Annotated in this window: 22 protein-coding genes and 1 riboswitch; of the genes, 12 read left to right on the plus strand and 10 right to left on the minus strand. The window is 73.3% G+C overall.

The genetic code is table 11. The annotated features are described in order from the left end of the window. Window positions 1-100: 100 nt before the first annotated feature. Both ACIBF7_RS08315 and ACIBF7_RS08320 read right to left on the minus strand, forming a co-directional pair. Window positions 101-994, minus strand: coding sequence for a D-alanyl-D-alanine carboxypeptidase family protein (locus tag ACIBF7_RS08315; protein WP_397196750.1), 894 nt, complete (start codon window positions 992-994; stop codon window positions 101-103). A 12-nt stretch (window positions 995-1,006) separates the two neighbouring features. Next, window positions 1,007-1,140: riboswitch (cyclic di-AMP (ydaO/yuaA leader) on the minus strand. Window positions 1,141-1,248: 108 nt separating this feature from the next. After that, complete coding sequence (locus ACIBF7_RS08320) at window positions 1,249-1,689, minus strand: hypothetical protein (RefSeq protein ID WP_271279139.1); 441 nt, start codon at window positions 1,687-1,689, stop codon at window positions 1,249-1,251. A gap of 220 nt (window positions 1,690-1,909) precedes the next feature. Here ACIBF7_RS08320 and ACIBF7_RS08325 point away from each other — a divergent pair, with 220 nt between their 5' ends. Continuing rightward, the gene (locus ACIBF7_RS08325; RefSeq protein WP_397196751.1) at window positions 1,910-3,361 is read left to right on the plus strand and encodes a family 43 glycosylhydrolase; all 1,452 of its coding nucleotides are present in this window, start codon (window positions 1,910-1,912) and stop codon (window positions 3,359-3,361) included. Window positions 3,362-3,374: 13 nt separating this feature from the next. On the opposite strand, the gene ACIBF7_RS08330 is transcribed toward ACIBF7_RS08325, so the two are convergent. Then, window positions 3,375-3,959 (minus strand): TetR/AcrR family transcriptional regulator, encoded by a 585-nt coding sequence (locus tag ACIBF7_RS08330; protein ID WP_397196752.1) that lies wholly within the window; start codon window positions 3,957-3,959, stop codon window positions 3,375-3,377. Window positions 3,960-4,104: 145 nt separating this feature from the next. On the opposite strand from ACIBF7_RS08330, the gene ACIBF7_RS08335 reads away from it, so the two are divergent. From ACIBF7_RS08335 to ACIBF7_RS08350, 4 genes are all read left to right on the plus strand, one after another. Beyond that, window positions 4,105-5,049, plus strand: coding sequence for a chlorophyllase (locus ACIBF7_RS08335; RefSeq protein ID WP_271279136.1), 945 nt, complete (start codon window positions 4,105-4,107; stop codon window positions 5,047-5,049). A 143-nt stretch (window positions 5,050-5,192) separates the two neighbouring features. Then, entirely contained in the window at window positions 5,193-5,687 is a 495-nt protein-coding gene (locus ACIBF7_RS08340) for a signal peptidase II (protein ID WP_148031827.1), read from the plus strand. A 75-nt stretch (window positions 5,688-5,762) separates the two neighbouring features. Beyond that, window positions 5,763-6,707 carry an ATP-binding cassette domain-containing protein gene (locus ACIBF7_RS08345; RefSeq protein ID WP_397196753.1) on the plus strand — a complete coding sequence of 315 codons (945 nt, stop codon included), beginning with the start codon at window positions 5,763-5,765 and terminating at the stop codon, window positions 6,705-6,707. Further along, a complete protein-coding gene (locus ACIBF7_RS08350) occupies window positions 6,704-7,465 on the plus strand; it encodes an ABC transporter permease (protein WP_219545854.1) in 762 nt (253 codons plus the stop codon). The genes ACIBF7_RS08345 and ACIBF7_RS08350 overlap by 4 nt, the downstream gene beginning before the upstream one ends. Here the strand turns inward: ACIBF7_RS08350 and ACIBF7_RS08355 are convergent. After that, window positions 7,449-10,607, minus strand: coding sequence for a BTAD domain-containing putative transcriptional regulator (locus ACIBF7_RS08355; protein ID WP_397196754.1), 3,159 nt, complete (start codon window positions 10,605-10,607; stop codon window positions 7,449-7,451). The two genes, ACIBF7_RS08350 and ACIBF7_RS08355, sit on opposite strands and share 17 nt — an antisense overlap. Window positions 10,608-10,759: 152 nt before the next feature. Between ACIBF7_RS08355 and ACIBF7_RS08360 the strand changes: the two genes are divergently transcribed. Beyond that, window positions 10,760-11,956: a cytochrome P450 gene (locus ACIBF7_RS08360; protein ID WP_397196755.1), complete on the plus strand. Its 1,197-nt coding sequence runs from the start codon at window positions 10,760-10,762 to the stop codon at window positions 11,954-11,956. A gap of 15 nt (window positions 11,957-11,971) precedes the next feature. On the opposite strand, the gene ACIBF7_RS08365 is transcribed toward ACIBF7_RS08360, so the two are convergent. The 4 genes from ACIBF7_RS08365 to ACIBF7_RS08380 all read right to left on the minus strand — a co-directional run bounded on the left by ACIBF7_RS08365 (window position 11,972) and on the right by ACIBF7_RS08380 (window position 15,878). Then, window positions 11,972-12,610 carry a GNAT family N-acetyltransferase gene (locus tag ACIBF7_RS08365; RefSeq protein ID WP_271279132.1) on the minus strand — a complete coding sequence of 213 codons (639 nt, stop codon included), beginning with the start codon at window positions 12,608-12,610 and terminating at the stop codon, window positions 11,972-11,974. Window positions 12,611-12,673: 63 nt separating this feature from the next. After that, window positions 12,674-13,435 (minus strand): ABC transporter permease, encoded by a 762-nt coding sequence (locus ACIBF7_RS08370; protein ID WP_397196756.1) that lies wholly within the window; start codon window positions 13,433-13,435, stop codon window positions 12,674-12,676. Next, window positions 13,432-14,958 carry an ABC transporter permease subunit gene (locus ACIBF7_RS08375; protein WP_397196757.1) on the minus strand — a complete coding sequence of 509 codons (1,527 nt, stop codon included), beginning with the start codon at window positions 14,956-14,958 and terminating at the stop codon, window positions 13,432-13,434. Before ACIBF7_RS08375 ends, ACIBF7_RS08370 begins: the two co-directional genes overlap by 4 nt. Further along, a complete protein-coding gene (locus ACIBF7_RS08380) occupies window positions 14,955-15,878 on the minus strand; it encodes an ATP-binding cassette domain-containing protein (protein WP_271279129.1) in 924 nt (307 codons plus the stop codon). Before ACIBF7_RS08380 ends, ACIBF7_RS08375 begins: the two co-directional genes overlap by 4 nt. 388 nt (window positions 15,879-16,266) lie before the next feature. On the opposite strand from ACIBF7_RS08380, the gene ACIBF7_RS08385 reads away from it, so the two are divergent. Together ACIBF7_RS08385 and ACIBF7_RS08390 are read left to right on the plus strand one after the other, a co-directional pair. Next, window positions 16,267-17,757 (plus strand): sensor histidine kinase, encoded by a 1,491-nt coding sequence (locus ACIBF7_RS08385; protein ID WP_397196758.1) that lies wholly within the window; start codon window positions 16,267-16,269, stop codon window positions 17,755-17,757. Window positions 17,758-17,869: 112 nt separating this feature from the next. Continuing rightward, window positions 17,870-18,508 carry a response regulator transcription factor gene (locus ACIBF7_RS08390; RefSeq protein WP_364236478.1) on the plus strand — a complete coding sequence of 213 codons (639 nt, stop codon included), beginning with the start codon at window positions 17,870-17,872 and terminating at the stop codon, window positions 18,506-18,508. Window positions 18,509-18,515: 7 nt separating this feature from the next. On the opposite strand, the gene ACIBF7_RS08395 is transcribed toward ACIBF7_RS08390, so the two are convergent. Next, entirely contained in the window at window positions 18,516-19,490 is a 975-nt protein-coding gene (locus ACIBF7_RS08395; protein ID WP_271279127.1) for an aldo/keto reductase, read from the minus strand. Between the two features lie 90 nt (window positions 19,491-19,580). Here ACIBF7_RS08395 and ACIBF7_RS08400 point away from each other — a divergent pair, with 90 nt between their 5' ends. From ACIBF7_RS08400 to ACIBF7_RS08410, 3 genes are all read left to right on the plus strand, one after another. Continuing rightward, entirely contained in the window at window positions 19,581-20,213 is a 633-nt protein-coding gene (locus ACIBF7_RS08400; protein WP_148031838.1) for a TetR/AcrR family transcriptional regulator, read from the plus strand. Between the two features lie 94 nt (window positions 20,214-20,307). Beyond that, a complete protein-coding gene (locus ACIBF7_RS08405) occupies window positions 20,308-21,204 on the plus strand; it encodes an alpha/beta hydrolase (protein ID WP_397196759.1) in 897 nt (298 codons plus the stop codon). Window positions 21,205-21,258: 54 nt separating this feature from the next. After that, the gene (locus tag ACIBF7_RS08410; RefSeq protein WP_219545843.1) at window positions 21,259-21,741 is read left to right on the plus strand and encodes a GNAT family N-acetyltransferase; all 483 of its coding nucleotides are present in this window, start codon (window positions 21,259-21,261) and stop codon (window positions 21,739-21,741) included. Here ACIBF7_RS08410 and ACIBF7_RS08415 read toward each other — a convergent pair. Beyond that, entirely contained in the window at window positions 21,722-22,894 is a 1,173-nt protein-coding gene (locus ACIBF7_RS08415) for a hypothetical protein (protein ID WP_397196760.1), read from the minus strand. The two genes, ACIBF7_RS08410 and ACIBF7_RS08415, sit on opposite strands and share 20 nt — an antisense overlap. A gap of 50 nt (window positions 22,895-22,944) precedes the next feature. On the opposite strand from ACIBF7_RS08415, the gene ACIBF7_RS08420 reads away from it, so the two are divergent. Beyond that, window positions 22,945-23,508 (plus strand): TetR/AcrR family transcriptional regulator, encoded by a 564-nt coding sequence (locus ACIBF7_RS08420; RefSeq protein WP_219545841.1) that lies wholly within the window; start codon window positions 22,945-22,947, stop codon window positions 23,506-23,508. Window positions 23,509-23,513: the final 5 nt, after the last annotated feature.

Below are 23,513 nucleotides of genomic sequence, written 5' to 3' on the forward strand. Positions count from 1 at the left end.
GTCCCGTTCTCACGCGGCTTGAAATGTTCAACAGGACCCTAGGGGGTGCGGCGGTCCGTCCGTGCGAGCGGCCCTGGCCGGGCCGCTCGTACGGAGACCGCTATCGCTGTGCGGCCGCGGCGCCGGCCCAGCCGAGCAGGGCCTCGGCGGTCTGGAAGCGGCGGCTGGAGCTGGTCTCGCCGAGGAGGACGCCGACGAGCCGGCTGCCGCCCCGATCGGCGGCGAAGGCGAGCGTGTAACCGGCGGCGCGGGTGTAGCCGGTCTTGACGCCGAGCGCGCCGGAGGTGCCGAGCAGGCGGTTGGTGTTGCGCCACGAGTACGAACGGCGCTCGGAGGTCGCGGGGACGGTGTGGTACTGGGTGGAGGTGACCTTCTCCAGGGTCGGGTTCTCCAGCACCTTCTGGGCCAGGCGGACCTGGTCGCGGGCGGTGGAGTGGCCACCGCCGCCGTAGGGCATGCCGTCCGCGTTGACGTACAGCGTGTCGTTCATGCCGAGCTGCCGGGCGGTGGCGTTCATCGCGGCCACGAACTCCTCGACGCCCGGCCCGTACGTGCGCGCGAGCGCGTGCGCGGCGTCGGCGCCGGAGGGCAGCATGAGCGCGTGCAGCATGTCCTCGACGGTCAGCGTGTCGCCGGCGCGCAGGTGGGCGACCGCGGCGCCGCCCCTGGCGGCGTAGCCGACGTCGGCGGTGGTGACCTCGACCTTGTCGGTGGGCTCGGCCCGCTGGAGCACCACGTACGCGGTCATCATCTTGGTGAGGCTGGCGACCGGCCTGCGCAGGTCGGCCTCCTTGCTGAAGTGGACCTGGCCGGTGGTGGCGTCGACCAGGTGGGCGGCCGTGGCCAGGACGGCGGGGGCGGCTTCGGCCTGCGCGGCGTCGACGGGGGTGGCGACCGGCGGGGCGGCGTGGGCGGCGGTGCTGCCGGCGGTCAACGCCGCGGCGGCGACGGCGAGGCTGATCAGCGCTCCGCCGAACCGGTGGGTGACGTTCATCTGAGGGCTTGCTCCTAGCTTCCATGCCGCCTACCGGGTTAGCTGACGGGTTCGGGCGTGGAAGTGCCCTACGGCGCGTGGTGCGCCGATTCACCCCAAGGGGAATGGGTCCCCGGCTCCGCGAACGGATTCGGCGGCCGTGCGCTCCCCGGGGGTGGGGCACGCACGGTCTGGGCAAATGAAGCCTCAACGTAATGCAATCTGACAAACGTCGCAACTCACCACAATTCGGATTTGACCGGCGCTATCGCCGGTCACGCTCCCGGCCGGACGACCATCAGCACGACCACGGCCGCCCAGACCAGGTTGTAGAAGCCGGCGAGCATGGACAGCGCGCGCAGCCGGCTCCCGTCGTCCGGGTCGCGCAGCGCGTCCCGCTGGCGCGGGTAGATCTGGGTGGCCAGCAGGACGGCCGCGACGCCGGTCAGCGCCATCGAGGCGACGATCCAGAGCTCCCCCATCCGGCCCTGCGCGAGGGCCATCACGATGCCGACGGCGGGCACCACCAGACCGAACAGGCTGTAGCCGCGGGTGATGCGGTGCAGGGCGGCGGCCACTGCCGGGCTGCGCTCGCCCTCGCCCGGCGGGCCCGCCACGGGGGCGTAGCGGGGAAACAGGCTCGCGGCCACGGCCGAGCCCCCGACGAACACGATGGCCGCCAGGACGTGCACGGACAGCAGGACGTGATCCCTCACGTTCGATCCTCCAACCTTCAGGGTTACTGAAGCTTAGCGGAAGCTTCAGTAACCCTGAAGGATGACCCTCGCTCCGGGCCGCCGGTGGAGGCGCCCTTGACGGTCGTGGTGTTGGCGTTAACACTTGGCACACACCTCTCCACCAGCAAGTGAGCACGACGAAGCAACCAGTTGTGTTAGCGCTAACACAACTGGTCGACCCCACCCCCGAGGAGTCCTCGTGTTGGCTTCCCTGCCGGGCACGCCGCGCCGGATCCTGACGCTCGCCGTCGTCACGATCGTCCTGTCAGCCCTGTTCACGACCGGCCGCGCCCAGGCGGCGCCCGGCCCGTCCTTCACCAACCCCGTCGTCCCGACGCCCAACAGCGCCGACCCGACGCTGGTCTTCCACAACGGCTTCTACTACTACGTCGCCACGACGTGGAACTCCGACGTGGTCATGCGCCGCTCGGCGACGATCGCCGGGCTGCGCAGCGCGCCCGAGCAGGTCGTCGTACGGACCGGCGGCAACACGATGTGGGCGCCGCACCTGGAGATGGTCGGGAGCCGCTGGTACCTGTACTACTCGGTGGAGCAGGGCAGCCTGCCCCGCCGCACCCATGTCGCCGAGAGCGCCGGGTCCGACCCGATGGGGCCCTACACCGTCCGCGGGGTCGTCAACCTGATGCCCGACAACGGATGGGCGATCGACGCCAGCCTGCTCAAGCTCGACGGCAACCTCTACATGACGTTCTCGGCGTTCGCGTCCGACGGCCTGCAGTCGCTGTTCATCGCGCCGATGTCGAACCCGTGGACGGCGAGCGCGTTCGGCAGGCGGATCTCGGCCCCGACCCTGGACTGGGAGCGTCAGAACGGCGCCGTCAACGAGGGCTCCTTCGCGCTGCAGCGGGGCGGCCGCACCTTCCTGACCTACTCGGCCAGCCACTGCAACGGCCCCAACTACAAGCTCGGCATGCTGGAGTACCGCGGCGGTGACCCGCTGTCGGCGGCGTCCTGGACCAAGTTCGCCAGCCCGATCTTCCAGCGCAACGACGCGAACGGCGTCTACGGCCCCGGTCACCATTCCTTCTTCACCTCGCCCGACGGCACCGAGACCTGGATCGCCTACCACGCCAACTCCTCGTCGAGCCAGGGCTGCGGCACCACCCGCACCACCCGGGTGCAGAAGATCTCCTGGAACGCCGACGGCACGCCCGACCTCGGCGTCCCCGTCTCGACCTCGACCGTGATCCCCGGCCCCTCGGGCGAGCCCACCCCTGCCACGGCGCGGATCCGCAACCGGCACAGCGGCCTCTGCCTGGACGACTACAACTGGGTGACCACGCCGGGCGCGGAGGTCCGCCAGTGGACCTGCAACGGCCTCGCCACGCAGGACTGGCAGATCACCCCGGCCGCCGACGGCTACTCCACGATCACCAACCGGCACAGCGGCCTGTGCCTGGACAACTACAACTTCGGCACCACCCCAGGTTCCGAGGTACGCCAGTGGACCTGCAACGGCCTGGCCGTCCAGCAATGGCGCGTCACGTCCGTGGGAGGCGGCTACTCCACCCTCACCAACCGGCACAGCGGCCTGTGCCTGGACAATTACAACTTCGGCACCGCCCCGGGCTCCGAGGTGCGGCAGTGGACCTGCAACGGCAACAACGCCCAGCAGTGGACCGTCTCCTGACCTGGAGAGGCCCTTAGTCGAGGCGCAGCCCCGCGACGAGGAGCCCGACCATGCGGCGGGCGTCGTAGCGGGGATCGCCGGCGCCGACGCAGAGGTTCCCGATGCCCCGCATGAGTTCGAGGGCGTCCTGGCCGGGGCGGATCTCGCCGGCGGCGGCCGCCGCTTCGAGCAACCGGGCGCACACGGGCACGAGCCGGTCGAGGAAGTAGGCGTGCAGGGCGTCGAAGCCGGCGTTGTCGGACTGGAGGACGGCGGCGAGCCCGTGCTTGGTGACCAGGAAGTCCACGAAGAGGTTGATCCAGCGCTCCAGGGCGGCGTACGGCGTGGCACTGGTCGCCAGCAGGGCCGGACCGGCCTCGGCGCAGGCCTCGACCTGGTGCCGGTAGACGGCGATGATCAGATCCGCCCGCGTCGGGAAGTGGCGGTAGATCGTGGCCGTGCCGACGCCCGCCTTGGCCGCGATGTCGCGTATCGGCGCGTCGACGCCCGACGTGACGAAGACCTCTCCGGCCGCGTCGAGCAGGTTCTTCTCGTTGCGCCGGGCGTCCGCCCGTTTGGGCCGGGCCGCGCGCCCCGCGCCCCGCTCGCCGTCGTTCATCGCGCCGTGCCTCCGGTGTTGCTAAACGGGACAGTGTCCCGTATCGTCAAACGGGACGCTGTCCCGCTTTCTTCATGATGCCAGAGCGGGCGCCCGCCGGCCAACCACGCCGGCCACTTCACCCACGAACGAGGAAGACCTTCTTATGAGCCGATCAGTCATCGCGCCCGCACACGCGGCCCAGGGCGCGCCCATCCCGGTCCTCTCGGCGCGGCCGGTGGTGCTGCCGGCCCCTGGCCGGGGTGAGGACCTCCAGGTGCGCGTGTCCGCGCCCGCCGCCGGGCGCGACCTGCCGATCATCGTCTTCTCGCACGGCTTCGGCTGGTCGATGGACGGGTACGACCCGCTGGCCGGCTTCTGGGCCGCCCACGGCTTCGCGGTGGTCCAGCCCACCCATCTCGACTCCAGGACGCTGAACCTTCCGCCCGACGATCCCCGTACACCGCTGATCTGGCGGTTCCGGGTCGAGGACCTGAAGCGCGTACTCGACCACCTCGACCTGGTCGAAGCCGCCGTCCCCGGCCTGAGCGGGCGTCTGGACCGGAGCCGCGTCGCCGTGGCCGGGCACTCCTGGGGCGCCCAGACGGCGAGCATGCTGCTGGGCGCGCGGATCGTCGATCCCGAAGGCGGGCCGGGACAGGACCTGTCCGACCCCAGGGTCAAGGCGGGTGTGCTGCTCGCGGCACCCGGCCGGGGCGGCGCCGACCTGACGCCGTTCGCCGCCGAGCACATGCCCTTCATGAACCCGGACTTCAGCCACATGACCACACCGGCCCTCGTGGTCGCGGGCGACCGGGACCAGTCCCATCTGAGCGTCCGGGGGCCGGACTGGTTCACCGACCCGTACACCTTGAGCCCGGGCGGCAAGAGCCTGCTCACGCTGTTCGGGGCCGAGCACGGGCTCGGCGGCATCGTCGGCCGCGACGTCACGGAGACGACGGACGAGAACCCCGAACGGGTCGCCCTGATCCAGCGGCTCACCACGGCCTACCTGCGCAGCGCGCTCGACCCGGAGGATTCCGGCTGGACGGCGGCGCGCGCGGCGTTGCTGGAGAGCGCCGACCCGCTGGGTCGCGTCGACTCCGACTGAAGCCCCGCCCGCCGGCCCTCCTCGTCACCCCGGCCGTATCGGGCGTCTCCCCCTCGCGTGGCCGCTAGATTGGGCGAAACGGTCATCGGATGGCGAGGTCGAAGGTGCCGATCGGACGAGGGTCCCGGGAGCCGGGACGGGGCATGCGGCCCTACGGATGGATGCTGGTGCTCGCCGCGGCGGTGCTCGCCGTGGACCAGGCGTCCAAGCTCTGGGCGGTCTCGGCGCTCTCCGGCGGCGAGCGCGTCACGGTGATCCCGGAGCTGATCCAGCTGCGGCTGCTGTTCAACCCCGGTGCCGCGTTCTCGATAGGGGCCGGCGCGACGTGGGTGTTCACCCTGACGGCGGCCGCCGCCGTCGCCGGCATCCTCTACACCGGGCGGCGGCTGCGCTCGCCCGCCTGGACCGTCGTGCTGGGCGCGCTGCTCGGCGGCGCCACCTCCCATCTGCTCGACCGCCTGTTCCGCCCGCCGGGCTTCGCTCAGGGTCATGTCGTCGACTTCATCGACTACGGCGGCCTGTTCGTCGGCAACGTCGCCGACATCGCGCTGACCGCCAGTTGCGTCGTCCTCATGGTGCTCACCGTGCGCGGCATCCCCCTGGCCGGCGCGGACGCCGGGGAGCGCCCGAGCTCGTAGCCGGGCGGGCCGTGTCAGCGGCCGCGTCAGCCCGGCGACGGCCCCGTGTCAGAGCGGCCGGCGATGGTGGGCGCCATGAACGATTCAGCCATCGCCGCCTCCGGGCTGCGCAAGGCGTACAAGGACAAGGTCGTGCTCGACGGCGTCGACCTGGACGTCCGGACCGGCACGGTCTTCGCCCTGCTGGGGCCCAACGGCGCCGGGAAGACCACGACGGTGCACGTGCTGACCACGCTGCTGGCCCCCGACGCCGGGAAGGCCGTCGTCGCCGGGCACGACGTGGCCACGGAGACCAAGGCGGTGCGCGCGGCCATCGGGGTCACCGGGCAGTTCGCCTCGGTCGACGACCTCCTCACCGGCGAGGAGAACCTGCTGATGACGGCGGACCTCCTGCACCTGCCCAGGGCGGAGGGCAGGAGGATCGCCGGCCGGTTGCTCGACCGGTTCGACCTGGCCGGATCGGCGGGCAAGCTGGTGGCGTCCTACTCGGGCGGCATGCGCCGCAAGCTGGACCTGGCCATGACGCTGGTCGGCAAGCCGCGGATCATCTTCCTGGACGAGCCCACCACGGGACTCGATCCGCGCAGCCGCCGCACCATGTGGCAGATCATCAGGGAACTCGTGGCCGACGGCACGACCATCTTCCTGACCACTCAGTATCTCCAGGAGGCCGACGAGCTCGCCGGCCGGATCGCCGTGCTCGACCAGGGCCGGCTGGTCGCCGAGGGCACGGCCGACGAGCTCAAGCGCCGGGTTCCGGGCGGTCATGTCCGGCTGCGGTTCACCAGCCGGGAGGAACTCGACGCCGCGGCGCGGGTCCTGCCCGGGTCCACGAGGGACGACGAGGAGCTGACCTTGCGGGTGCCCGGCGACGGCGGGGTGCGGTCGCTCCGGGCGCTGCTCGAACGGCTCTACACGCATGCGGTGGAGGTCGGCGAACTGTCGGTGCACACGCCGGATCTGGATGACGTCTTCTTCGCCCTCACCGGGCACGGGAACAAGGAGGTCAGTGCCCGATGAACGCCTTCTCGGCTTTCCTGGCGGACTCCGCCACCATGGTGCGGCGCGACTTCAGGCACACGATGCGCAATCCGCTGACGCTGTTCAACGCCGTGTTCGTGCCGGTGTTCGTGATGTTCCTCATGGTCCACGTGTTCGGCGGCGCTTTCGACGTCGGGGCCGACTACGTCGACTACGCGACGCCTGGATTGATCATCATGACCATCGGCTACGGCATCGGGCCCACCGCGACCGCGGTGAACTCGGACATGACGACCGGATTCATCAACCGGCTCCGCGTCATGGACGTGTCCAGGGCCGCGGTGCTGAACGCGCACGTGATCGCGATCATGCTGCGGACCATGGTGGCCATCGCGATCATCATCGGGGTGGCGGTGCTGCTGGGATTCCGGCCAGCGGCGAGTCTCCCGCAGTGGCTCGGCGCGATCGGCATCGTCGCCTTGACGGTGCTCGCGATCGGCTGGCTGACCGTCGCGTCCGGGCTCGCCGCTAAGACACCGGAAGGCGCGGGACTCGCCGGGGTCCCGCTGATGCTCCTTCCCTTCCTGAGCAGCGCCTTCGTGCCGGCCGAGACGATGGGGCCGGGTGCGCGGCAGTTCGCCGAGTACCAACCGTTCACCTCGATCATCGAGACCCTGCGCGGGCTGCTGTCCGGCACGCCGTCGGCGGGCCCGGCCATCACGGCGGTCGCCTGGTGCGCCGGGCTCACGCTGGTGGGCTACCTGTGGGCGCGCAGGACGTTCACGAAGCGAGCGTGATCCCGGCCAGCTCGCGCCAGTCCTGCCGCTGACCGGCACGGAACGCCTCGGCGAACACGGTCTCGCCGAGGCGGCTCCGCGTGGCCGCGGCGATCCTGGCGGCGTCCGGCTGCGAACGGTCCGGCGTGCCGCGCACGCCGTCGCTCGCCGCCAGCAGCCGCACGGCCTGTTCGTACTCCCCCTGGCGCAGCGCGAGGTCCGCGATCCCGATCAGCATCTCGGCGATCATCGGCGGGTGCGGGTGCTCCGTGGCCGCGGCCGCGCGGAACGCCTCCCTCCGGTGGGCGCGGGCCTCCTCGATGTCCTCGGTGAGGTAGCCGTACAGGTGCATGGTCATGGCGTGGACCGAGCCGGGCATGCCCGGCTCGCCCATCACCGCCCGCACCGTGGCCAGGTGCTCGTGCGCCTGGCCCGGCTCGCCGCGCCAGCGCGCCAGCTGCGCCTTCGACAGCGCCAGCTCGGCGAGGGCGTCCGGCCAGACGATCCCGCCCGCGCACCGCTGCGCCTCCGCCATGGCGGACGCGCTGGACCGCTCGTCGCCGAGCAGCCAGTACAGCTGGGCCTGCCGCGCCCGCACGCCGACCACGTCCTCGACGGCGCCCACCTCGGTCAGCGCCCCGACGACCTCCTCGTGATGCTCGCAGGCGCGGGCGAACTCGCCGCGGGTGGCGAGCCGGTCGGCCAGGAAGGTCAGCGCCAGCGCGATGCCCATCCGGTCGCCCAGCGCGCGGAACTCGGCGAGCGCGGTCTCGGCGTCGAGGTCCACGTCGGTCTCGTCGCCGCCGAGCGTGAGCCGGAACCGGCCCCGGGTGAGCCTGGCCTGCGCGCGCACCCACGGATCGGCGCCGGCGATGAGCGGCTCGAACGCGGGCATGAACTCCGCCGGGCCCCGCAGCGTCCGCTCCAGCAACTCGACGAAGCCGAGCAGCGGGCGGCGGGACCCGCTGCGCCGGGCCAACCGGTGCGCCTCCTGGATCCACTCCCGCGCCTGATACTGGTCACCGCCGATCCCGGCGGTCACGAACATGGTCACGATGAGGTACGCCATCGCCCGCACCTCGTCGGACACCTCGCCGGGCAGCGAGGCCGCCGCGACGCTCAGCTCGGCGCCCTCGGCTCGGTGCCCGCCGAGATACCAGAAGTAGCCCGCGGCCGCGACCAGCCGCATCGACTCCTGGGCCCATCCCCCGGCGATGGCCCGGCGCAGGGCCGCGGTGATGTTGTCGTGCTCGGCATCGAGCGTGGCCAGCCATTCCAGCTGCCCGGCCCGGCGCAGGTGCGGATCGGCCGTCTCGGCCAGCTCGGTGAAGTACGCGAGGTGCGCCCGCCGCGCCGGCTCGGTCTCCCCGGCTTCGGCCAGCCGGTAGGCCGCGTACTCCCTGATGGTGTCGAGCATCCGGTAGCGCATCGCGCCCCCGCCGTCGGCGAGCAGCAGCGACTTCTCGATCAACGCGGTCAGCACGTCGAACACCTGCTCCCCGCCGGACGCCTCGTCCCCGCACACCCGTACGGCCGCTTCCAGGCTCGCCCCGCCGGAGAACACCGAGAGGCGCCGGAGCACGCGTCGCTCGGCCTCGCTCAGCAGGTCCCAGCTCCAGTCGACGACCGCGCGCAGCGTCTTGTGCCGGGGGAGCGCCGTCCGGCTGCCGCTGGTCAGCAGCCGGAACCGATCGTCCAGCCCGCGTGCCAGCTGATCGACGGACATCGTGCGCAGCCGCGCCGCGGCGAGCTCGATCGCCAGCGGCATCCCGTCGAGCGCCCGGCAGATCCGCGCCATGGCCGGCAGGGCGGCCGCGTCGGCGCCGAGGTCCTGGCGCACCAGGCGCGCGCGGTCGCGCAGCAGCCGCACCGCGGGCGAGGACCCGATCTCGGCCGGGTCCGCCCGCTCGGCGGGCAGCGCGAGCGGCTCGACCTGCCACAGCACCTCCCCCGTGATCCCGAGCGGCTCCCTGCTCGTGGCCAGGATCCGCAGGCTCCGGCACTCCCCCAGCAGCCGATCGGCGAAGGCCGCGGCCTCCTCGATCACGTGCTCGCAGTTGTCCAGGATCAGCAGGATCGCGCGCTCCCGGACCGCGGCGATGAGCCGGTCCGTCCGGTCCCCGCCCCGCACGCCGCCGAGCAGGGCCTGTTCGCGCAGGCCGAGCGCGGTGAGCGCGGCCTGCGCCAGCTCACCGCCCGCCCGCACCGGGGCCAGCTCGACCAGCCACGCCCCGTCCGGCAGCTCGGCCAGCATCGTCCGCGCGGTCTCCGCGGCCAGCCTCGTCTTGCCCGAGCCGCCCGGCCCGGTCAAGGTGACCAGCCGGTGCCTGACGGCCAGGGCGGCGACCGCGGAGACGTCCTCGTCCTTGCCGACGAAGCTCGTCAGCTCGGCGCGCAGGTTGGTCCTGCGCTGCTCCGCCCGCTCGCCCACCTCGCCGCGGAGCAGCGCGACGTGCAGCGCGGACAGCTCGGCCGACGGGTCGGCGCCGAGTTCCTCGGCCAGCCGCTCACGCGTCCGCTGGTAGACGGTCAGCGCCTCGGGCGTGCGCCCCGCCTCGGCGAGCGCCCGCATCAACGCCGCCACGAACCCCTCGCGCAGCGGGTACGCGGCGACCAGGTCGGTCAGCTCGGAGACCAGCTCCGAGCCGCGGCCGAGGCGGATGTCCGCGTCCACCCGGTCCCCGAGCGCGGCCACGTGGAGCTCGTCCAGCCGCCTGACGGCGGCGTCGAACAGCTCGCTGTCCCGCAGCGCGAGGTCCGCCATCGCCGTGCCGCGCCACAAGGCCAGGGCCGTGCGCAGCAGCTCCGCCCGGGCCGCGGGCTCGGCGGCACGGGCCTGACCGGTCAGGCGCTCGAACCGGCACGCGTCCACAGCATCGGGGGCGACGGCCAGCCGGTAGCCGCCGGAATCCGCCTCGATCACCCCGTCGGGTAACACCCTGCGCAGCCGGGACACCAGCGCCTGCAGGGCGTTCACCGCGTCCGCGGGCGGTCGCCGCCCCCAGATCCAGTCGACCAGTCTCGTACGGGGGACGATCCGGCCGGGTTCGAGGGCGAGCGCGGCGAGCAACGCGCGCAGCCGGACCCCGGGGACCTCCACCAGGGCACCGTCGGGGTTGCGGACCTCGAACGGCCCGAGCAGTCCAACTCGCACAGGGGTCATTGTGCCGAACCCCGGCGGCGTCCCGGACCGCCGGGGCGACGGGACGCGGTGTCGTGTCAGCGGCGGCGTCAGCACGGTGACGGCCCGCTGTCAGGGCGCCCGGCGAAGGTGGACGCGTTGAGCGTTCGACCACGACACCAAGGCGGATGACCATGGAACACACCGTCACCACGATGCCGACCGCGCGCCGGCCCGGATGTCCCTTCGACCCGCCCGGCGAGCTGATCCAGGCCCGCGAGCACGGCCCGATCAGCCGCTTCACCTTCCCCGGGGGCAGGCCCGGCTGGCTGATCACCGGATACGACCTGGTCAGGTCGGTCCTGGCCGACGCGCGGTTCAGCTCACGCAAGGAGCTGATGCTCCACCCGTCCATCGACATCAGCGGCATGGAGATCCCTCCCGCGCCGCCCGGCGAGTTCCTCCTCATGGACGAGCCGCAGCACGGGCGCTACCGGAAACCGCTGGTGGGCAAGTTCACCGTGCGGCGCATGCGGCAGCTCACCGAGCGCGTCGAGCAGATCACCGCCGACCATCTGGACGCCATGGAGAAGGCCGGGCCGCCGGTGGACCTGGTGACGGCGTTCGCGAAGCCCATCCCCACCATCGTCATCTGCGAGCTGCTGGGCGTGCCGTACGAGGACCGGGGCTCCTTCCAGGAGCAGGTCGACTCGTTCCTCAGCGGGGAGACGAGCGACGAGGACATGATCGCCGCCTACACCGCGACCCAGCGCTATCTCGGGGAGCTGGTGGCCGCCAAGCGCGCGAACCCGACGGACGACGTGCTCAGCGACCTCACCGACGGCGACCTGACCGACGAGGAGCTGCGGGGCATCGCTCTCATCCTGCTCGCGGCCGGGCTCGACACCACCGTGAACATGCTGGCGCTGGGCACCTTCGCGCTGCTGCGCAACCCGGCGCAGCTGGCCGCGCTCCGCGCCGACCCCGCGCTCACCGACCGGGCCGTGGAGGAGCTGCTGCGGTATCTGAGCGTCGCCAAGACGTTCATGCGGACGGCGCTGGAGGACGTCGAGCTGGGCGGCCGGACCATCGAGGCCGGGACGACGGTCATCCTGTCGTACAACACCGCCAACCGCGACCCCGAGCGCTTCGCCGATCCCCACGTGCTGGACCTGGGGCGGGAGGCCCGCGGGCATCTGGCGTTCGGCCACGGCATCCACCAGTGCCTGGGTCAGCAGCTGGCCCGCGTCGAGATGCGGGTCGCCTTCCCCGCGCTGGTCACCCGCTTCCCCACGCTGCGCCTGGCCGTGCCGCCGGAGGAGGTCGGGCTGCGCCCGGAGACCGCGGACATCTACGGGCTGAAGAGCCTGCCGGTCGCCTGGGACGTGTGACCCGCGAGGCGCGCGTCAAGGGCTCCACACCATCGTCCGCTGGTGGACACGCGCGCCCCGGTGGCGCAGGCCCGGCACCAGGGGCGCGGGGCCGTGCGCGGTGAAACCGGCCCGCTCGAAGAACCGCACCGCCCGGGTGTTCTCCACCAGCGTCTGCAGGTGGCAGCCCGGCGATCCCGCCTCCTTGAGCCGCCGCTGCCACGACTCCATGAGCCCCTGGGCGGCGCCGGTGCCGCGGGCTTCAGGGGCGACGTTGATGTGCAGGTGGGAGGGCCAGCGCGGGTCCTCGAAGTCGCCAGGGGCCGGCTGCCGGCGGATCGCCGCCCCGGCCGCGTCGAGCATGGCGTGGGCGAAGAAGGCCGCCGGGCCGCGCCGCAGGTAGAGCCGGTGCCTTCTGATCGCCCGCGTCATCCGCTCGCTCTCGCCGGGGAACGCCGCGCCGTCCAGGCAACCGGTCAGGTAGCCGACGAGGACGCCCCGGTCGGCGGCGAGGAACAGCGAGTCCGGCTCCCGGTCCATGTAGGGCTCCAGGTAGATGTCACGCTCGGACTCCGCGTGCCCCCACAGCGAGCCGGTGGGCGACCCCTCCCCCGCGCGCGCGAACAGCTCGCGCAGCTCGGCTCGATCGTCTTCCCTGAACGTCCGGATCTCCATCGGCACTCCTCAAAACTGTGTATGCCGTACAGAGTAATCGATGGCGCCGGTCGGCGACGCGGATCACGACGCGTCGCGGGCCCGCAGCAGCAGCCCGCCGGCCAGCAGCGCCGCCGCCGACCAGGCCGCGAGCACGCCGAGACCCGCCCAGGGCGGGATCGGCAGGCTCGCCACGTTCACGGTGGTCTGCACGGCGAGGCCGGCGTTCATCGGCGCCAGGCTCCACAGGACCCGGTGCCAGCCCGGATCCGACACCATGTGCGCCAGCAGCGGGAACAGGTAGAGCAGCCCGAGCACGGCCGCGATCGACGCCGCCGGATCGCGGACGGCCATCGCGATCCCCACGCCGAGCAGCGCGACCAGCGCGAGGTAGAGCACCGAGCCGGCGGCCGCGCGCAGCGTCGGTCCGTCGGCGAGTGACAGTGCCGGGTAGCCGCGGCCGGGCAGGATGAGCCGCCCGGCCAGCGCCGACGCGAGGACGGCGACGGTCCCCGCGACCGCGGTCAGCCCGGCGACGACGGCCGCCTTGGCCGCCAGCACCCGCCCGCGGCGCGGTATCGCCGTCAGGGTGGTGCCGATCATGCCGGTGCCGTACTCGCCGCCGACGGCCAGCACCGCCAGCAGGGCGACGCATGCCTGGCTCGCCTGGAGTCCGCTGAACGTGAGCTTGACGGAGTCCTGCGCGCACCGTCCCCAGGGGCAGGTCAGCGTGGCGGCCAGGGCGGCGCCCACGGCCACCGTCAGCACGGCGGCGAGCAGCAGCAGCGGGCCGGTCCCCGCCACGGTGCGCAGCTTGGTCCACTCGGCATGCAGCGCCCGGTTCACGCATCCCTCCTGTTCAGCCTCACCACGGCCAGGCCGAGCGCGAGCGCGGCGTAGCAGCACAGCACGCCCAGCCCGGCCCACGGCGGCAGCGGGTAGTAGCCGCCCTGCGGCACGTAGAAGTCGAGCACCTGCGGATACTCGGGGATGCTCTGCTGGACGGCGAACGCGGCGGCGGGCGTGACCCGCAGCAGCCACAGCGACAGCTCGACGGGCAGCACGGAGGCGGTGGCCAGCACGTGCGGCAGCAGGATCATCGCCAGCGCGGTGACGACCGCCGCCGCGCTGCGCCTGAACAGCGTCCCGAGCGCCAGCGCCAGCACGGCGGACACGGCCAGCAGCGCGGCCACTCCCGCGATCACCCGCACCTCGGTGAGCGCGGGCACCGGCAGCACGTGGTTGCCGTTGCCCCGCAGCAGATGCTTGCCGACCGGCATCGCGACCGCGCTCGCGGCCAGCCCGGCGGCGAACACGACCGCGCCGATCACCAGAGCCTTGGCCGCGAGCACCCGGCCCCGGCGCGGCGAGGCCGCCAGGGTGACGCGGACGAGCCCGCGCCGGTACTCGGCGGTCACGAACAGCACCGCCACGACGACCACCACCACCAGCGCGAACAGCACCCCGGTCAGCGTCAGCTCCACCGCCATGCCGCCGTCGGTGCCGACCGGCGCGATGTCGCCGCTCCCGACCACGGTGAACGTGCCGCCCGACTCCACGGCGCTGCCCGGGTGGTGGACCTCTCCGGGGTTCGTGCCGGGCGTGGGGCTCACGTCGGTGTGCCGCCACGCCCCGGGCGCCGCGCCCTCGACCTTCACCTGGTCGAACACGGCGGTGGTCTCGGTGAAACGCATCTGCTCGATCAGCCCGCCCAGATCGGCCTGCTTCACGGTCAGGTCACCCGGCGAGGCGGCGAACATGCCGATCTCCACCTCGGCGGGCAGATCCGGCAGGCGGACGACGGCGACCTCGGCCCACTGCCGCCCGTCGGCGGACTCGTACCCGGTGAGGGTTTCTCCCGCGCGGGTCAGCCGCAGCCAGCGCGGCGCCCCGCCGGGCCGGCCCGCCACGTCCCCGGTGTAGTCGTGCTGCATCCGCACGCCGTGCTCGCCGGTGACCATGACCGCCGCGTAGGACGAGCCCGGCTCCATGCTCGCCTTGACGATCACTCCGGCCTTCGCCCACGGCACCAGCCCCGGCACGATCTCGTCGTGGTCCGGCGGCGGGTAGGTGATGATGCCGGACATCGACGTCAGCCGCACGGTGATGGAGCCGTCGCCGTCCAGCGTCCGGTGCACGAAGAAGAACTTGTCACGCACAGCGTGGCCGTCAGGGCCCAGCGGCGGCTCGGGACAGGCGGTCTCGACCCCGTTCCTGTCACACGAGGCGTGGCTGCCCGCCGCGGAGACCGCTGCGAGCAGCGGGACGAGCAGCGCCGCGACCACCGTGCCGAGCACCCAGCCGCGGACCGTGCGGAACTTCGTCCACTCCGCGCGCAGCGTCCGTGCGAACCCGGCCGCCGGGCTCATCGGGCCGCCCCGTCCGCGCGGAACTCGACGGCGTCCCTGGTCAGCTCCATGTACGCCTCCTCCAGCGTGGCCCGGTGGGCCGTCACCTCCGAGAACGGCACCCCGCCTCCGGTCAGCAGCTCCACCACCCGCTCGGCGGACGGCCCCGACGCGGTGACGGTGTCGCCGCCCGTGACGGCGACCGTGGCGCCCGCCCCCGCCAGGGTCTCCATCGCACGGGAGCGGGCCGTGGTGCGGATGGTCACCCGGTCGTGGGAGGCCGCCTCGATCAGCTCGGCCACGCCCATGTCGGCCACCACCCGGCCCCGCCCGGCCACGACGAGCTGACCGGCGGTCCCCTCCAGCTCGCTCATCAGATGGCTGGACACCAGCACCGCCCGGCCCTCGGCGGCCAGCGACCGCAGCAGGCCGCGGATCCACACGATGCCGTCCGGGTCGAGGCCGTTGAACGGCTCGTCCAGCATGAGCACCGGCGGGTCGCCGAGCAGCGCGGCGGCGATCCCGAGCCGCTGCCGCATGCCCAGCGAGTAGCCGCCCGCCCGCCTGCGCGCCTCCGCGCCCAGCCCCACCAGGCCGATCACCTCGTCCACCCGCGCCGCCCCGAGCCCCTGGGAGTGGGCCAGCCACAGCAGGTGGTCGCGGCCCGTACGGCTCGGCTGCAGCGCGCCCGCGTCCAGCAGCGCGCCCACGTGGGTGAGCGGCTCCTCCAGACTCCGGTACGGCACACCCCCGACCAGCGCCCGGCCCTCGTCGGGGGCGTCCAGGCCGAGGATCACCCGCATCGTGGTGGACTTGCCCGCGCCGTTCGGCCCCACGAACCCGGTGACCCGGCCCGGCGGCACCCTGAACGTCATCCCGTCCAGCGCCACGGTCCGGCCGAACCGCTTGCGCAGCCCGGCTACCTCGATCGTCGCTTCCATGCCGCGCAGCCTAGGCAGCGGCGGCACCCCGGGTCGTCACGCCGCCGAGCGATCCTCTCCCTCCCTGCCTCCAGCGACCCGGCCTCCCTCATACGGGGGACTCCGGCGTTTCCGGTCACCGACGTTCCCCACACTCCGGCACCTCCGGGCACCGACGTTCCCCACACGAGGGATTCCGGCGCCTCGACGTTTTGGGGCACCGGAGGGAGCCGCGCCCGCGTTCACTTCCCCGCGAGGCGGACGGTCGTGGATCTCTCATGCGGGGGATTCCCCGGCTCCTACCCACCCTTCTCCTCCGTGCGGGCTGAAGGTTCTGTCCCGCCGTACGCCCTCTTCGTCCCTCGTACGAGGGATGTCAGCCTTCTGGTGAGCCGAGAGAATGGCCGTCGTGGGTGGAGGAACGTACGGGCGATGGGTCATGGGGCACGCGCCCGTGGTGGCGGGGGTGTCGGCGGCGGTGCTGGCGGTCGGCGAGATCGCCCTGCGGGCGGAGGGAGCCCGGCCGCTCACCCTGGCGATGCTCTTCCTGGTGGGGCTGGCGACCACGGCCCCGCTGGCTCTGCTGCCCGGGCAACCGGCCGTGGCCGCCGCGGTGGTGACCGTGTCGGTGCTGCTGTCCCTGACGGCGTTCCAGACCCTGACCGTCGCGGGGGCGGCGGCCCAGCTCACCTGCGGGTACCGGCTCGGGCGGCACGGCTCCTGGCGACTCGCCGTACTGCTCGCGGCCCCCTTTCCCCTGCTGGCCCTGTTCCCTGCCCTGACCACGACCGACGTACGAGTCCCGGCACAAATCTTGACCCCAGCACCGTCGCAACCCCCGACCCCAGGGCTTTCACCATCAGGAGAGCCCACATCCACCACAGAACTGACACCACACGAAAGGCTCACGCCGTCACTCGGGCCGACCTCCACGGGAGCGCCGCACTCCACGGGAGCGCCCCACTTCACGGAAGCGCCCCACTCCGCGGGAGGGCCGGTCTCCGCGGAAGCGCCGCACTTCACGGGAGCGGCGGACTCCGCGGGAGGGCGACACTACGCGGAAGAAGCGGACTTCAGGCGGGGGTCGGCCTCTGCGGGAGGGGCGGACTTCAGGCGAGGATCGGACTCCGCTGGAGGGGCGGCGGGGTTGGTGTTGGTGCTGGGGTCGCTCGCTCCTGCGGCGGCGCTGGCGGGGACGGCGCGGCGGGCGCACGCGGACGCCGCGGCCGGGAGCGCGGCGCGTCAGGAGATCGCCGGGACCCTGCTGGAGCACACGGCCCGCGGCGAGCGCGCCCGCATCGCCCGTGAACTGCACGACGTGGTGGCCCACCATGTCTCCATGGTCGCCGTGCAAGCTGAGTCGGCAAGGCTGGCCGTCCCCGGGATGCCCGCCGCCGGCGCCGAACGGCTGTCCGCCATCGGCGACACGGCCCGTGCCGCGCTGACCGAGATGCGGCGGCTGCTCGGCGTGCTGCGCGAGGACACCGAGGCGGAGCGCCGCCCGCAGCCGGGGCTGACGCTGGAGGAGCTGATCGAACTGGTCGACGAGTCAAGGGACGCTTCCGGGTCCGCCACGAGGCTCATACTCAGCGGCACGCCGGTCCCGCTGGACCCGGGCGTCGAGCTGGCCGCGTACCGCATCGTGCAGGAGGCCCTCACCAACGCCCGCCGTCACGCCCCCGGCGCCGCGGTCGACGTGGAACTGCGCTACGGCGGCGACGGCCTGCGCCTCCTTGTCCGCGACAACGGCGGCACGCTCCCCACCGGCCCGGACGGCGGTTTCGGCCTGGCCGGCATGCGCGAGCGCGCCACCGCCGCCGGAGGCGACCTCCGAGCCGGCCCCGCCGAGGGCGGCGGATTCCTGGTGGAAGCCCACCTACCACGAGAGGCGACGGCATGAAGGCGACCGCGTTCCCGGTGAAACGCCGCCGACCGGAAAGTACGACGTGAGCGGCGAACACGCCCCCGGACCAGCACCCCCGGCCGGGAAAGGTGGCGGGCGGGTTCGGATCGTGGTGGCCGACGATCATCTGGTGGTGCGTACCGGGTTCGGGGAGTTGCTCGACACGCAGCCGGACTTCGAGGTGGCCGGCACCGCCGCCGACGGCGCGGAGGCGGTGCGGGTGTGCGGCGAGGTCCGGCCGGACGTGGTGCTCATGGACGTGCGCATGCCGCGCATGGACGGCATCGAGGCCACCAGGCGGCTGGCCGGCTCGGGCCCGAGGGTGCTCATCCTGACGACGTTCGACCTGGACGAGTACGTTTACGACGCGTTGCGGGCCGGGGCCAGCGGGTTCCTGCTCAAGGACGTCACCGCCGAGCGGCTGTTCGACGCGGTACGGGTGGTCGCCGCCGGGGACGCGCTGCTGGCCCCGGCCGTGACCAGGCGGCTGATCAGCGAGTTCGCCCGGCTGCGGCCGGAGACGGAGGCGGTGCCGATCGCCGCGCTCACCCCGCGCGAGACCCAGGTGCTGCGCCTGCTCGCCGAAGGGCTGTCGAACCCGGAGATCGCCGCCCGGCTCACGGTCACCGAGGAGACGGTGAAGACGCACGTCAGCCGGGTGCTGGCCAAGCTCGGGCTGCGCGACCGTACGCAGGCCGTGGTGGCCGCGTACGAGTCGGGCCTGGTGGTGCCGCGCACCCGCCGGTGACCCGAGGTCACTCCCAGACGGGGAGCATGCCCTGCGGGTAGCGGGCGCCGTAGCCGCCGGTCGGCAGGATCTCGGCGATCCGCGTAAGGTCGGCGTCGTCGAGGACGAGGTCGGCGGCGGCGACGTTCTCCGCCAGCCGCTCGGGGCTGCGGGTGCCGGGGATGGGCACGATGTCGTCGCCCTGGGCGAGGAGCCAGGCCAGGGCGAGCTGGGCCACGGTGGCCCCCTTGCCCGCGGCGAGCTCACCGAGCAGGCGGGTGGCCTCCAGGTTCTTCTCGTAGTTGCCCGGCTGGAAGCGGGCGTCCCAGCTGCGCATGTCGCTCTCGTCGTACTCGGCGCCGGGCTTGGCCTGGCCGGTGAGGAAGCCGCGGCCGAGCGGCGAGTAGGCGACGAACCCGATGCCGAGCTCGCGCAGGACCGGGAAGAGCGCCTCCACCTCCCGCTCGAACAGGGAGTATTCCGTCTGCAGGACCGAGACGGGCTGGACGGCGTGCGCCCGGCGGATGGTGCCGGCCCCGGCCTCGCTCAGCCCGAAGTAGCGGACCTTGCCGGCGTCGACCAGCTCCTTGACGGTGCCCGCCACGTCCTCGATCGGCACGCTGGGGTCGACGCGGTGCTGGTAGAGCACGTCGATGACGTCTACGCCGAGGTAGCGCAGGCTGTTGTCGACGACCTCGCGGATGTGCTCGGGCCTGCTGTCGACGCCGCCCTGTCTCGTACCGGTGAAGTCGAAGCCGAACTTGGTCGCGATGACCACCTCGTCGCGCACCGGCGCGAGCGCGGCGCCGACGATCCGCTCGTTCTCGCCCTGGCCGTAGAGCTCGGCGGTGTCGAAGAACGTCACGCCCAGCTCGTGGGCGCGGCGGATGGTGGCCTCGCCCTCCTTCTTGTCCGAGGGGCCGTAGGCGAAGGAGACGCCCATCGCTCCGTAGCCGATCGCCGAGACCGTCAGGCCCTGCCGTCCGAGGCTCCGCTGCCGCATGATGCTCACCTTCCCGTGGGTGAATGTAAGAGCACTCTAACATCAGAATGTGAGAGTACTCTAACATCCGGAAAGGGGGGATCGTCCACCGTGAGCAGTCCCACGACGCCGCGCCGCCGCTACCATCACGGCGACCTGCGCGCCGGGCTGGTCCGCGAAGGCATCGCGCTCCTGGCCGAGACCGGGGTCGCGGGCTTCTCCGTGGCCAAGGTCGCGGTGCGGGCGGGCGTGTCGTCGGCCGCGCCCTACCGCCACTTCCCCGACCGGGAGGCGCTGCTCGCCGCCTGCGCGGCCGCCGTCATCGGCGAGATCACCGACCTGCTCGCCGAGGCGGCCGAGCGTGCCGGGCCCGACCCGGCCGACCGGCTCGCCGCCACCGCGAGCGCCTATACCCGCTACGCGCTGGACCATCGCGCCGGCGTCGAACTCGTCTATACCCACGACTTCGCCGCCGAGCACTGCCAGACCGTCCACGAGCAGAGCCGCCGGCTCACCGACACGCTGACCCGGCTGGCCGCGGACGTGCTGCCCGCCGACACCCCGTGGGCCGAACTCCTGGACTTCGTGTACGTGCACCTGTCGGCCGCGCACGGCTACGCGACCCTGCTAACGAAGGGCGGCCGCCTGCCCCGCGACGCCGACGCGCACGCCGCGCGCGCCCGGACGGCGGCCCGTGACCACATCGCCGGCTACCTGGCGCGCCGCGCCGCCGGACAGCCCTGACCCGGGCGGGCCGCGCCGATCGGCGCACGATCCGGTCACGATGCCCGACGGTTGGCGGCTGATCCCCGGCGGCGGGGACGCGAGTATGGCTGGCATGGATCCCGAACTCGAAGCGTTCATCCCGCTGTTCCCCCGCGCCGACCTGACCGACCCGGTCGTCGAGCGCAAGAGCTTCGCCGAACTCGCCACCTCGGTCCCGGCGCCCGACACCTCGAACATGGACGTCGAGGACCACACGGTGCCCGCCGACCCCGGCGTGCCCGTACGGCTCTACCGCCCGCACGGGGCGCAGGGCGCGATCATCTGGCTGCACGGCGGCGGCTTCGTCATGGGCGACGTGGACACCGAGCACCCGTGGGCGGCCAGGCTCGCGGACGTCTCCGGCACGACGGTGATCTCGGTGGGCTATCGCCTGGCCCCCGAGAACCCCTTCCCCGCGGCCCTGGACGACGGCTACGCGGTGCTGGCCTGGGCGTCCGAGCACGCCGCCGAGCTGGGCTTCGACCCGGCCAGGATCGCGGTCGGCGGTCACAGCGCCGGGGCGGGGCTCGCGGCGGCGATGGCGCTGCGCTCACGTGACCAGCAGGGGCCGCCGATCCGCTTCCAGCTGCTCAACCAGCCCGGCCTCGACGACCGGCAGCAGACGTGGTCGGCGCGGAACTTCACCGACACGCCCTGGATGAACCGCGCCAAGGTCACCGCGGCGTGGGGACACTACCTGGGCTCCGCGCCCGCCACGCCGTACGCCGCACCGGCGCGGGCCACCGACCTGTCCGGCCTGCCGCCGGCCTACATCGCCACGGCGGAGCTCGACCCGAACCGCGACGAGGACATCGAGTACGCGCTGCGCCTGCTCCAGGCCGGCGTGTCGGTCGAGCTGCACCAGTGGTCCGGCACCTTCCACGGCTCGCAGGCCATCCTGTCGGCCGAGGTGTCACAGCGGCAGATCGCCGAACTCGGCGCCGCCCTGCGCCGCGCCCTGGCCGGGTGAGCCGCCTGTAAAGCCCGTTGCCCGGCGGCGAGCGGCCTCGCTAACGTCGGGGGGATGGTCAGAGCGCGCAAGGCGACGGCGGCGGACGCCGCGGAGCTGGTACGACTGCGAGCGGTGATGCTGGCGAGCATGACCGGCCGCGAACCGGCGGACGACGGGTGGCGCGAGGCCGCCGAGCGGAGGCTGCGGGCGCGGCTGGACGAGCCGGACCCGCGGATGCTCGCCTTCGTGGTGGACGCGCCGGGCGGCGGGCTGGCCGCGTGCGCTACCGGCACGGTCGAGGAGCGGCTCGGCGGGCCGGGCGCCCCCGAGGGCCTGGTCGGCTACGTCTTCAACGTCGCCACCCATCCGGAGCACCGGCGGCGCGGCTACTCGCGGGCCTGCGTGACCGCCCTGGTCGAGTGGTATCGCGAGCGCGGCATCGCCACGGTCGACCTGCGCAGCTCCGCGGAGGGCGAGCCGCTCTACGCCTCGCTGGGCTTCGTACGCACCCACGACCCGGCCATGCGGCTGCGGTTCACGGAGCCGCGCCCGTGATGAGCCGCCAGCCCTCAGGTTCGAGGGCGTACGCGGTCACGCTGCCCGAGGCGAACCACCGCCAGGCGGCCGGGCGCACCAGCGTGGCCCCGGCCGCGGCGGCCACGAGGGCCATGGCCCGCGGGTCGAAGCCCGGCGTGAGCTCCTCCGTGCCTCCCTCGTAGGGACCGCGGCGGAGCACGGCGCCCGCCAGCTCGGCCAGCACCGCGGCGCGGCCGCGCGAGGCCGCGCCCAGGACGGCGAGCAGCAGCTGGTGCGTCCGCACGCCCGGCACCGCGGCGGGCTGCGGCCGGGCCGCCCGCCCCAGCGCCAGGTCGAGCAGGGGCGTGATCAGGTCGACCCCCGACAGCAGGGCGTTGACCGGCTCGACCAGTCGCGGGTTGACGTCGATGAACGCCGGCCCGTCCGCGCCCAGCACCACGTCCGCCGACAGCGCGCCGTGCCAGCCGAGCCCTTCGCCCAGGGCCCGCAGGTGCTCGCGCACCTCCGGCAGCACCACCCCGCGCTTGTGCCCGGCGCCGCCCCTGGCGCCCTCCCGCACCCGCAGGCAGGCGTGGAAGGCCACGAGCGCCCCGGTGTCGAACACCGACTGCACCATGGCCAGCGGCCCTTGGACCTCCCGCTGCACCAGCAGCTCCGGCTCGCCGTCCCACGAGGGGCCGAGCGGCTCCCCCGGCCCGGCGAGCCGCCGCACGCCGCTGCCGGCGGTGCCGATCGGCCGTTTCACGTACGCGGGATAGCCGTCCCACCCGGCCAGGTCGCGTACGACGGCGGACGCCGGCTGCGGCAGCCCGAACCGGGCCAGCGTGGCATGTGCGGACACCTTGTCCTGCACCGCGGCGAGCGCCGCGAAGGGCGGCACGGCGGTGGCGGTGCCGGCTCCGCCTTCCCGCGACAGCACCGCGACCTGTTCCTGCGTCGGCAGCAGCACGTCGAACCCGCCCCGCCGGTAGACAGCTGTGGCGGCCTCCAGCCAGCCGTACGGGTCGGCGCCGTAGGAGGGCACCCGGTGCACGCGGCGGACATGCCGGGTGAACGCGCACAGGCAGCGCGGATCGGGCGAGAGCGCCTCGACGTGGTGCCCCGCCCGCGACAGCACGGTGGCGCACTGCCGCGAGGTGACGCCCGACCCGTCCGACAGCAGGATCCGCATGGCCGCCTCCCGTTTGTGTATGAGGTAAGCGTACGTCATATACTTACGCCATGGGCAGACCCGCGCAGATCAGTCGTCCCGCCGTCCTGGCCGCCGCGCTGGAGGTCGCCGACGAGCACGGCCTCGACGCGGTGACCATGCAGGCCGTCGCCGCCCGGCTCGGCGTCACCGCGATGGCCCTCTACCGGCACGTGCGAAGCAAGGACGACCTGCTCGACGGGCTGGTGGAGGCGCTGCTGACCGAGTTCCCGCCGCCGGACCCCGGCCTGCCGTGGCGGGAACGGCTGGCTCTGACGGCCACCGCGGTCAGGGCCTCGGCCGGCCGCCATCCGGCGGTGTTCCCGTTGCTGCTGCGGCGGCCCGCCGAGACGGACCAGGCGCGGCGGGTGCGCGACGGCGTGCTCGCGGCGCTGCGCGAAGCCGGGCTCGACGACGAGCGGGCCGCCCGCGCCGAGCGGCTGATCAGCACCGCCGTGCTCGGGTACGCCGCCAGTGAGGCCGCCGGCCGGTTCGGCCACCACGCGCGGGAGGTGCGGGACGCCGATTTCGAGATTCTCCTGGACGTCATCGGCGCGTGTGTCGATCCGGGCGGGAGCCGTTCGTGTAGGGAGTGAGACCC

The organism is Nonomuraea sp. NPDC050478, from assembly GCF_044458265.1.
Classification (GTDB): Bacteria; Actinomycetota; Actinomycetes; order Streptosporangiales; family Streptosporangiaceae; genus Nonomuraea; species Nonomuraea ferruginea.

Bases quoted from the DNA above. Each gene is read 5' to 3' on its own strand.
- ACIBF7_RS08335 (WP_271279136.1), top strand. From the start codon at position 4,105: ATGAGCCGATCAGTCATCGCGCCCGCACACGCGGCCCAGGGCGCGCCC.
- ACIBF7_RS08315 (WP_397196750.1), bottom strand. From the start codon at position 994: ATGAACGTCACCCACCGGTTCGGCGGAGCGCTGATCAGCCTCGCCGTC.
- ACIBF7_RS08350 (WP_219545854.1), top strand. From the start codon at position 6,704: ATGAACGCCTTCTCGGCTTTCCTGGCGGACTCCGCCACCATGGTGCGG.
- ACIBF7_RS08355 (WP_397196754.1), bottom strand. From the start codon at position 10,607: ATGACCCCTGTGCGAGTTGGACTGCTCGGGCCGTTCGAGGTCCGCAAC.
- ACIBF7_RS08375 (WP_397196757.1), bottom strand. From the start codon at position 14,958: ATGAGCCCGGCGGCCGGGTTCGCACGGACGCTGCGCGCGGAGTGGACG.
- ACIBF7_RS08395 (WP_271279127.1), bottom strand. From the start codon at position 19,490: ATGCGGCAGCGGAGCCTCGGACGGCAGGGCCTGACGGTCTCGGCGATC.
- ACIBF7_RS08360 (WP_397196755.1), top strand. From the start codon at position 10,760: ATGGAACACACCGTCACCACGATGCCGACCGCGCGCCGGCCCGGATGT.
- ACIBF7_RS08345 (WP_397196753.1), top strand. From the start codon at position 5,763: ATGAACGATTCAGCCATCGCCGCCTCCGGGCTGCGCAAGGCGTACAAG.
- ACIBF7_RS08410 (WP_219545843.1), top strand. From the start codon at position 21,259: ATGGTCAGAGCGCGCAAGGCGACGGCGGCGGACGCCGCGGAGCTGGTA.
- ACIBF7_RS08420 (WP_219545841.1), top strand. From the start codon at position 22,945: ATGGGCAGACCCGCGCAGATCAGTCGTCCCGCCGTCCTGGCCGCCGCG.
- ACIBF7_RS08365 (WP_271279132.1), bottom strand. From the start codon at position 12,610: ATGGAGATCCGGACGTTCAGGGAAGACGATCGAGCCGAGCTGCGCGAG.
- ACIBF7_RS08330 (WP_397196752.1), bottom strand. From the start codon at position 3,959: ATGAACGACGGCGAGCGGGGCGCGGGGCGCGCGGCCCGGCCCAAACGG.
- ACIBF7_RS08340 (WP_148031827.1), top strand. From the start codon at position 5,193: ATGCGGCCCTACGGATGGATGCTGGTGCTCGCCGCGGCGGTGCTCGCC.
- ACIBF7_RS08415 (WP_397196760.1), bottom strand. From the start codon at position 22,894: ATGCGGATCCTGCTGTCGGACGGGTCGGGCGTCACCTCGCGGCAGTGC.
- ACIBF7_RS08405 (WP_397196759.1), top strand. From the start codon at position 20,308: ATGGATCCCGAACTCGAAGCGTTCATCCCGCTGTTCCCCCGCGCCGAC.
- ACIBF7_RS08380 (WP_271279129.1), bottom strand. From the start codon at position 15,878: ATGGAAGCGACGATCGAGGTAGCCGGGCTGCGCAAGCGGTTCGGCCGG.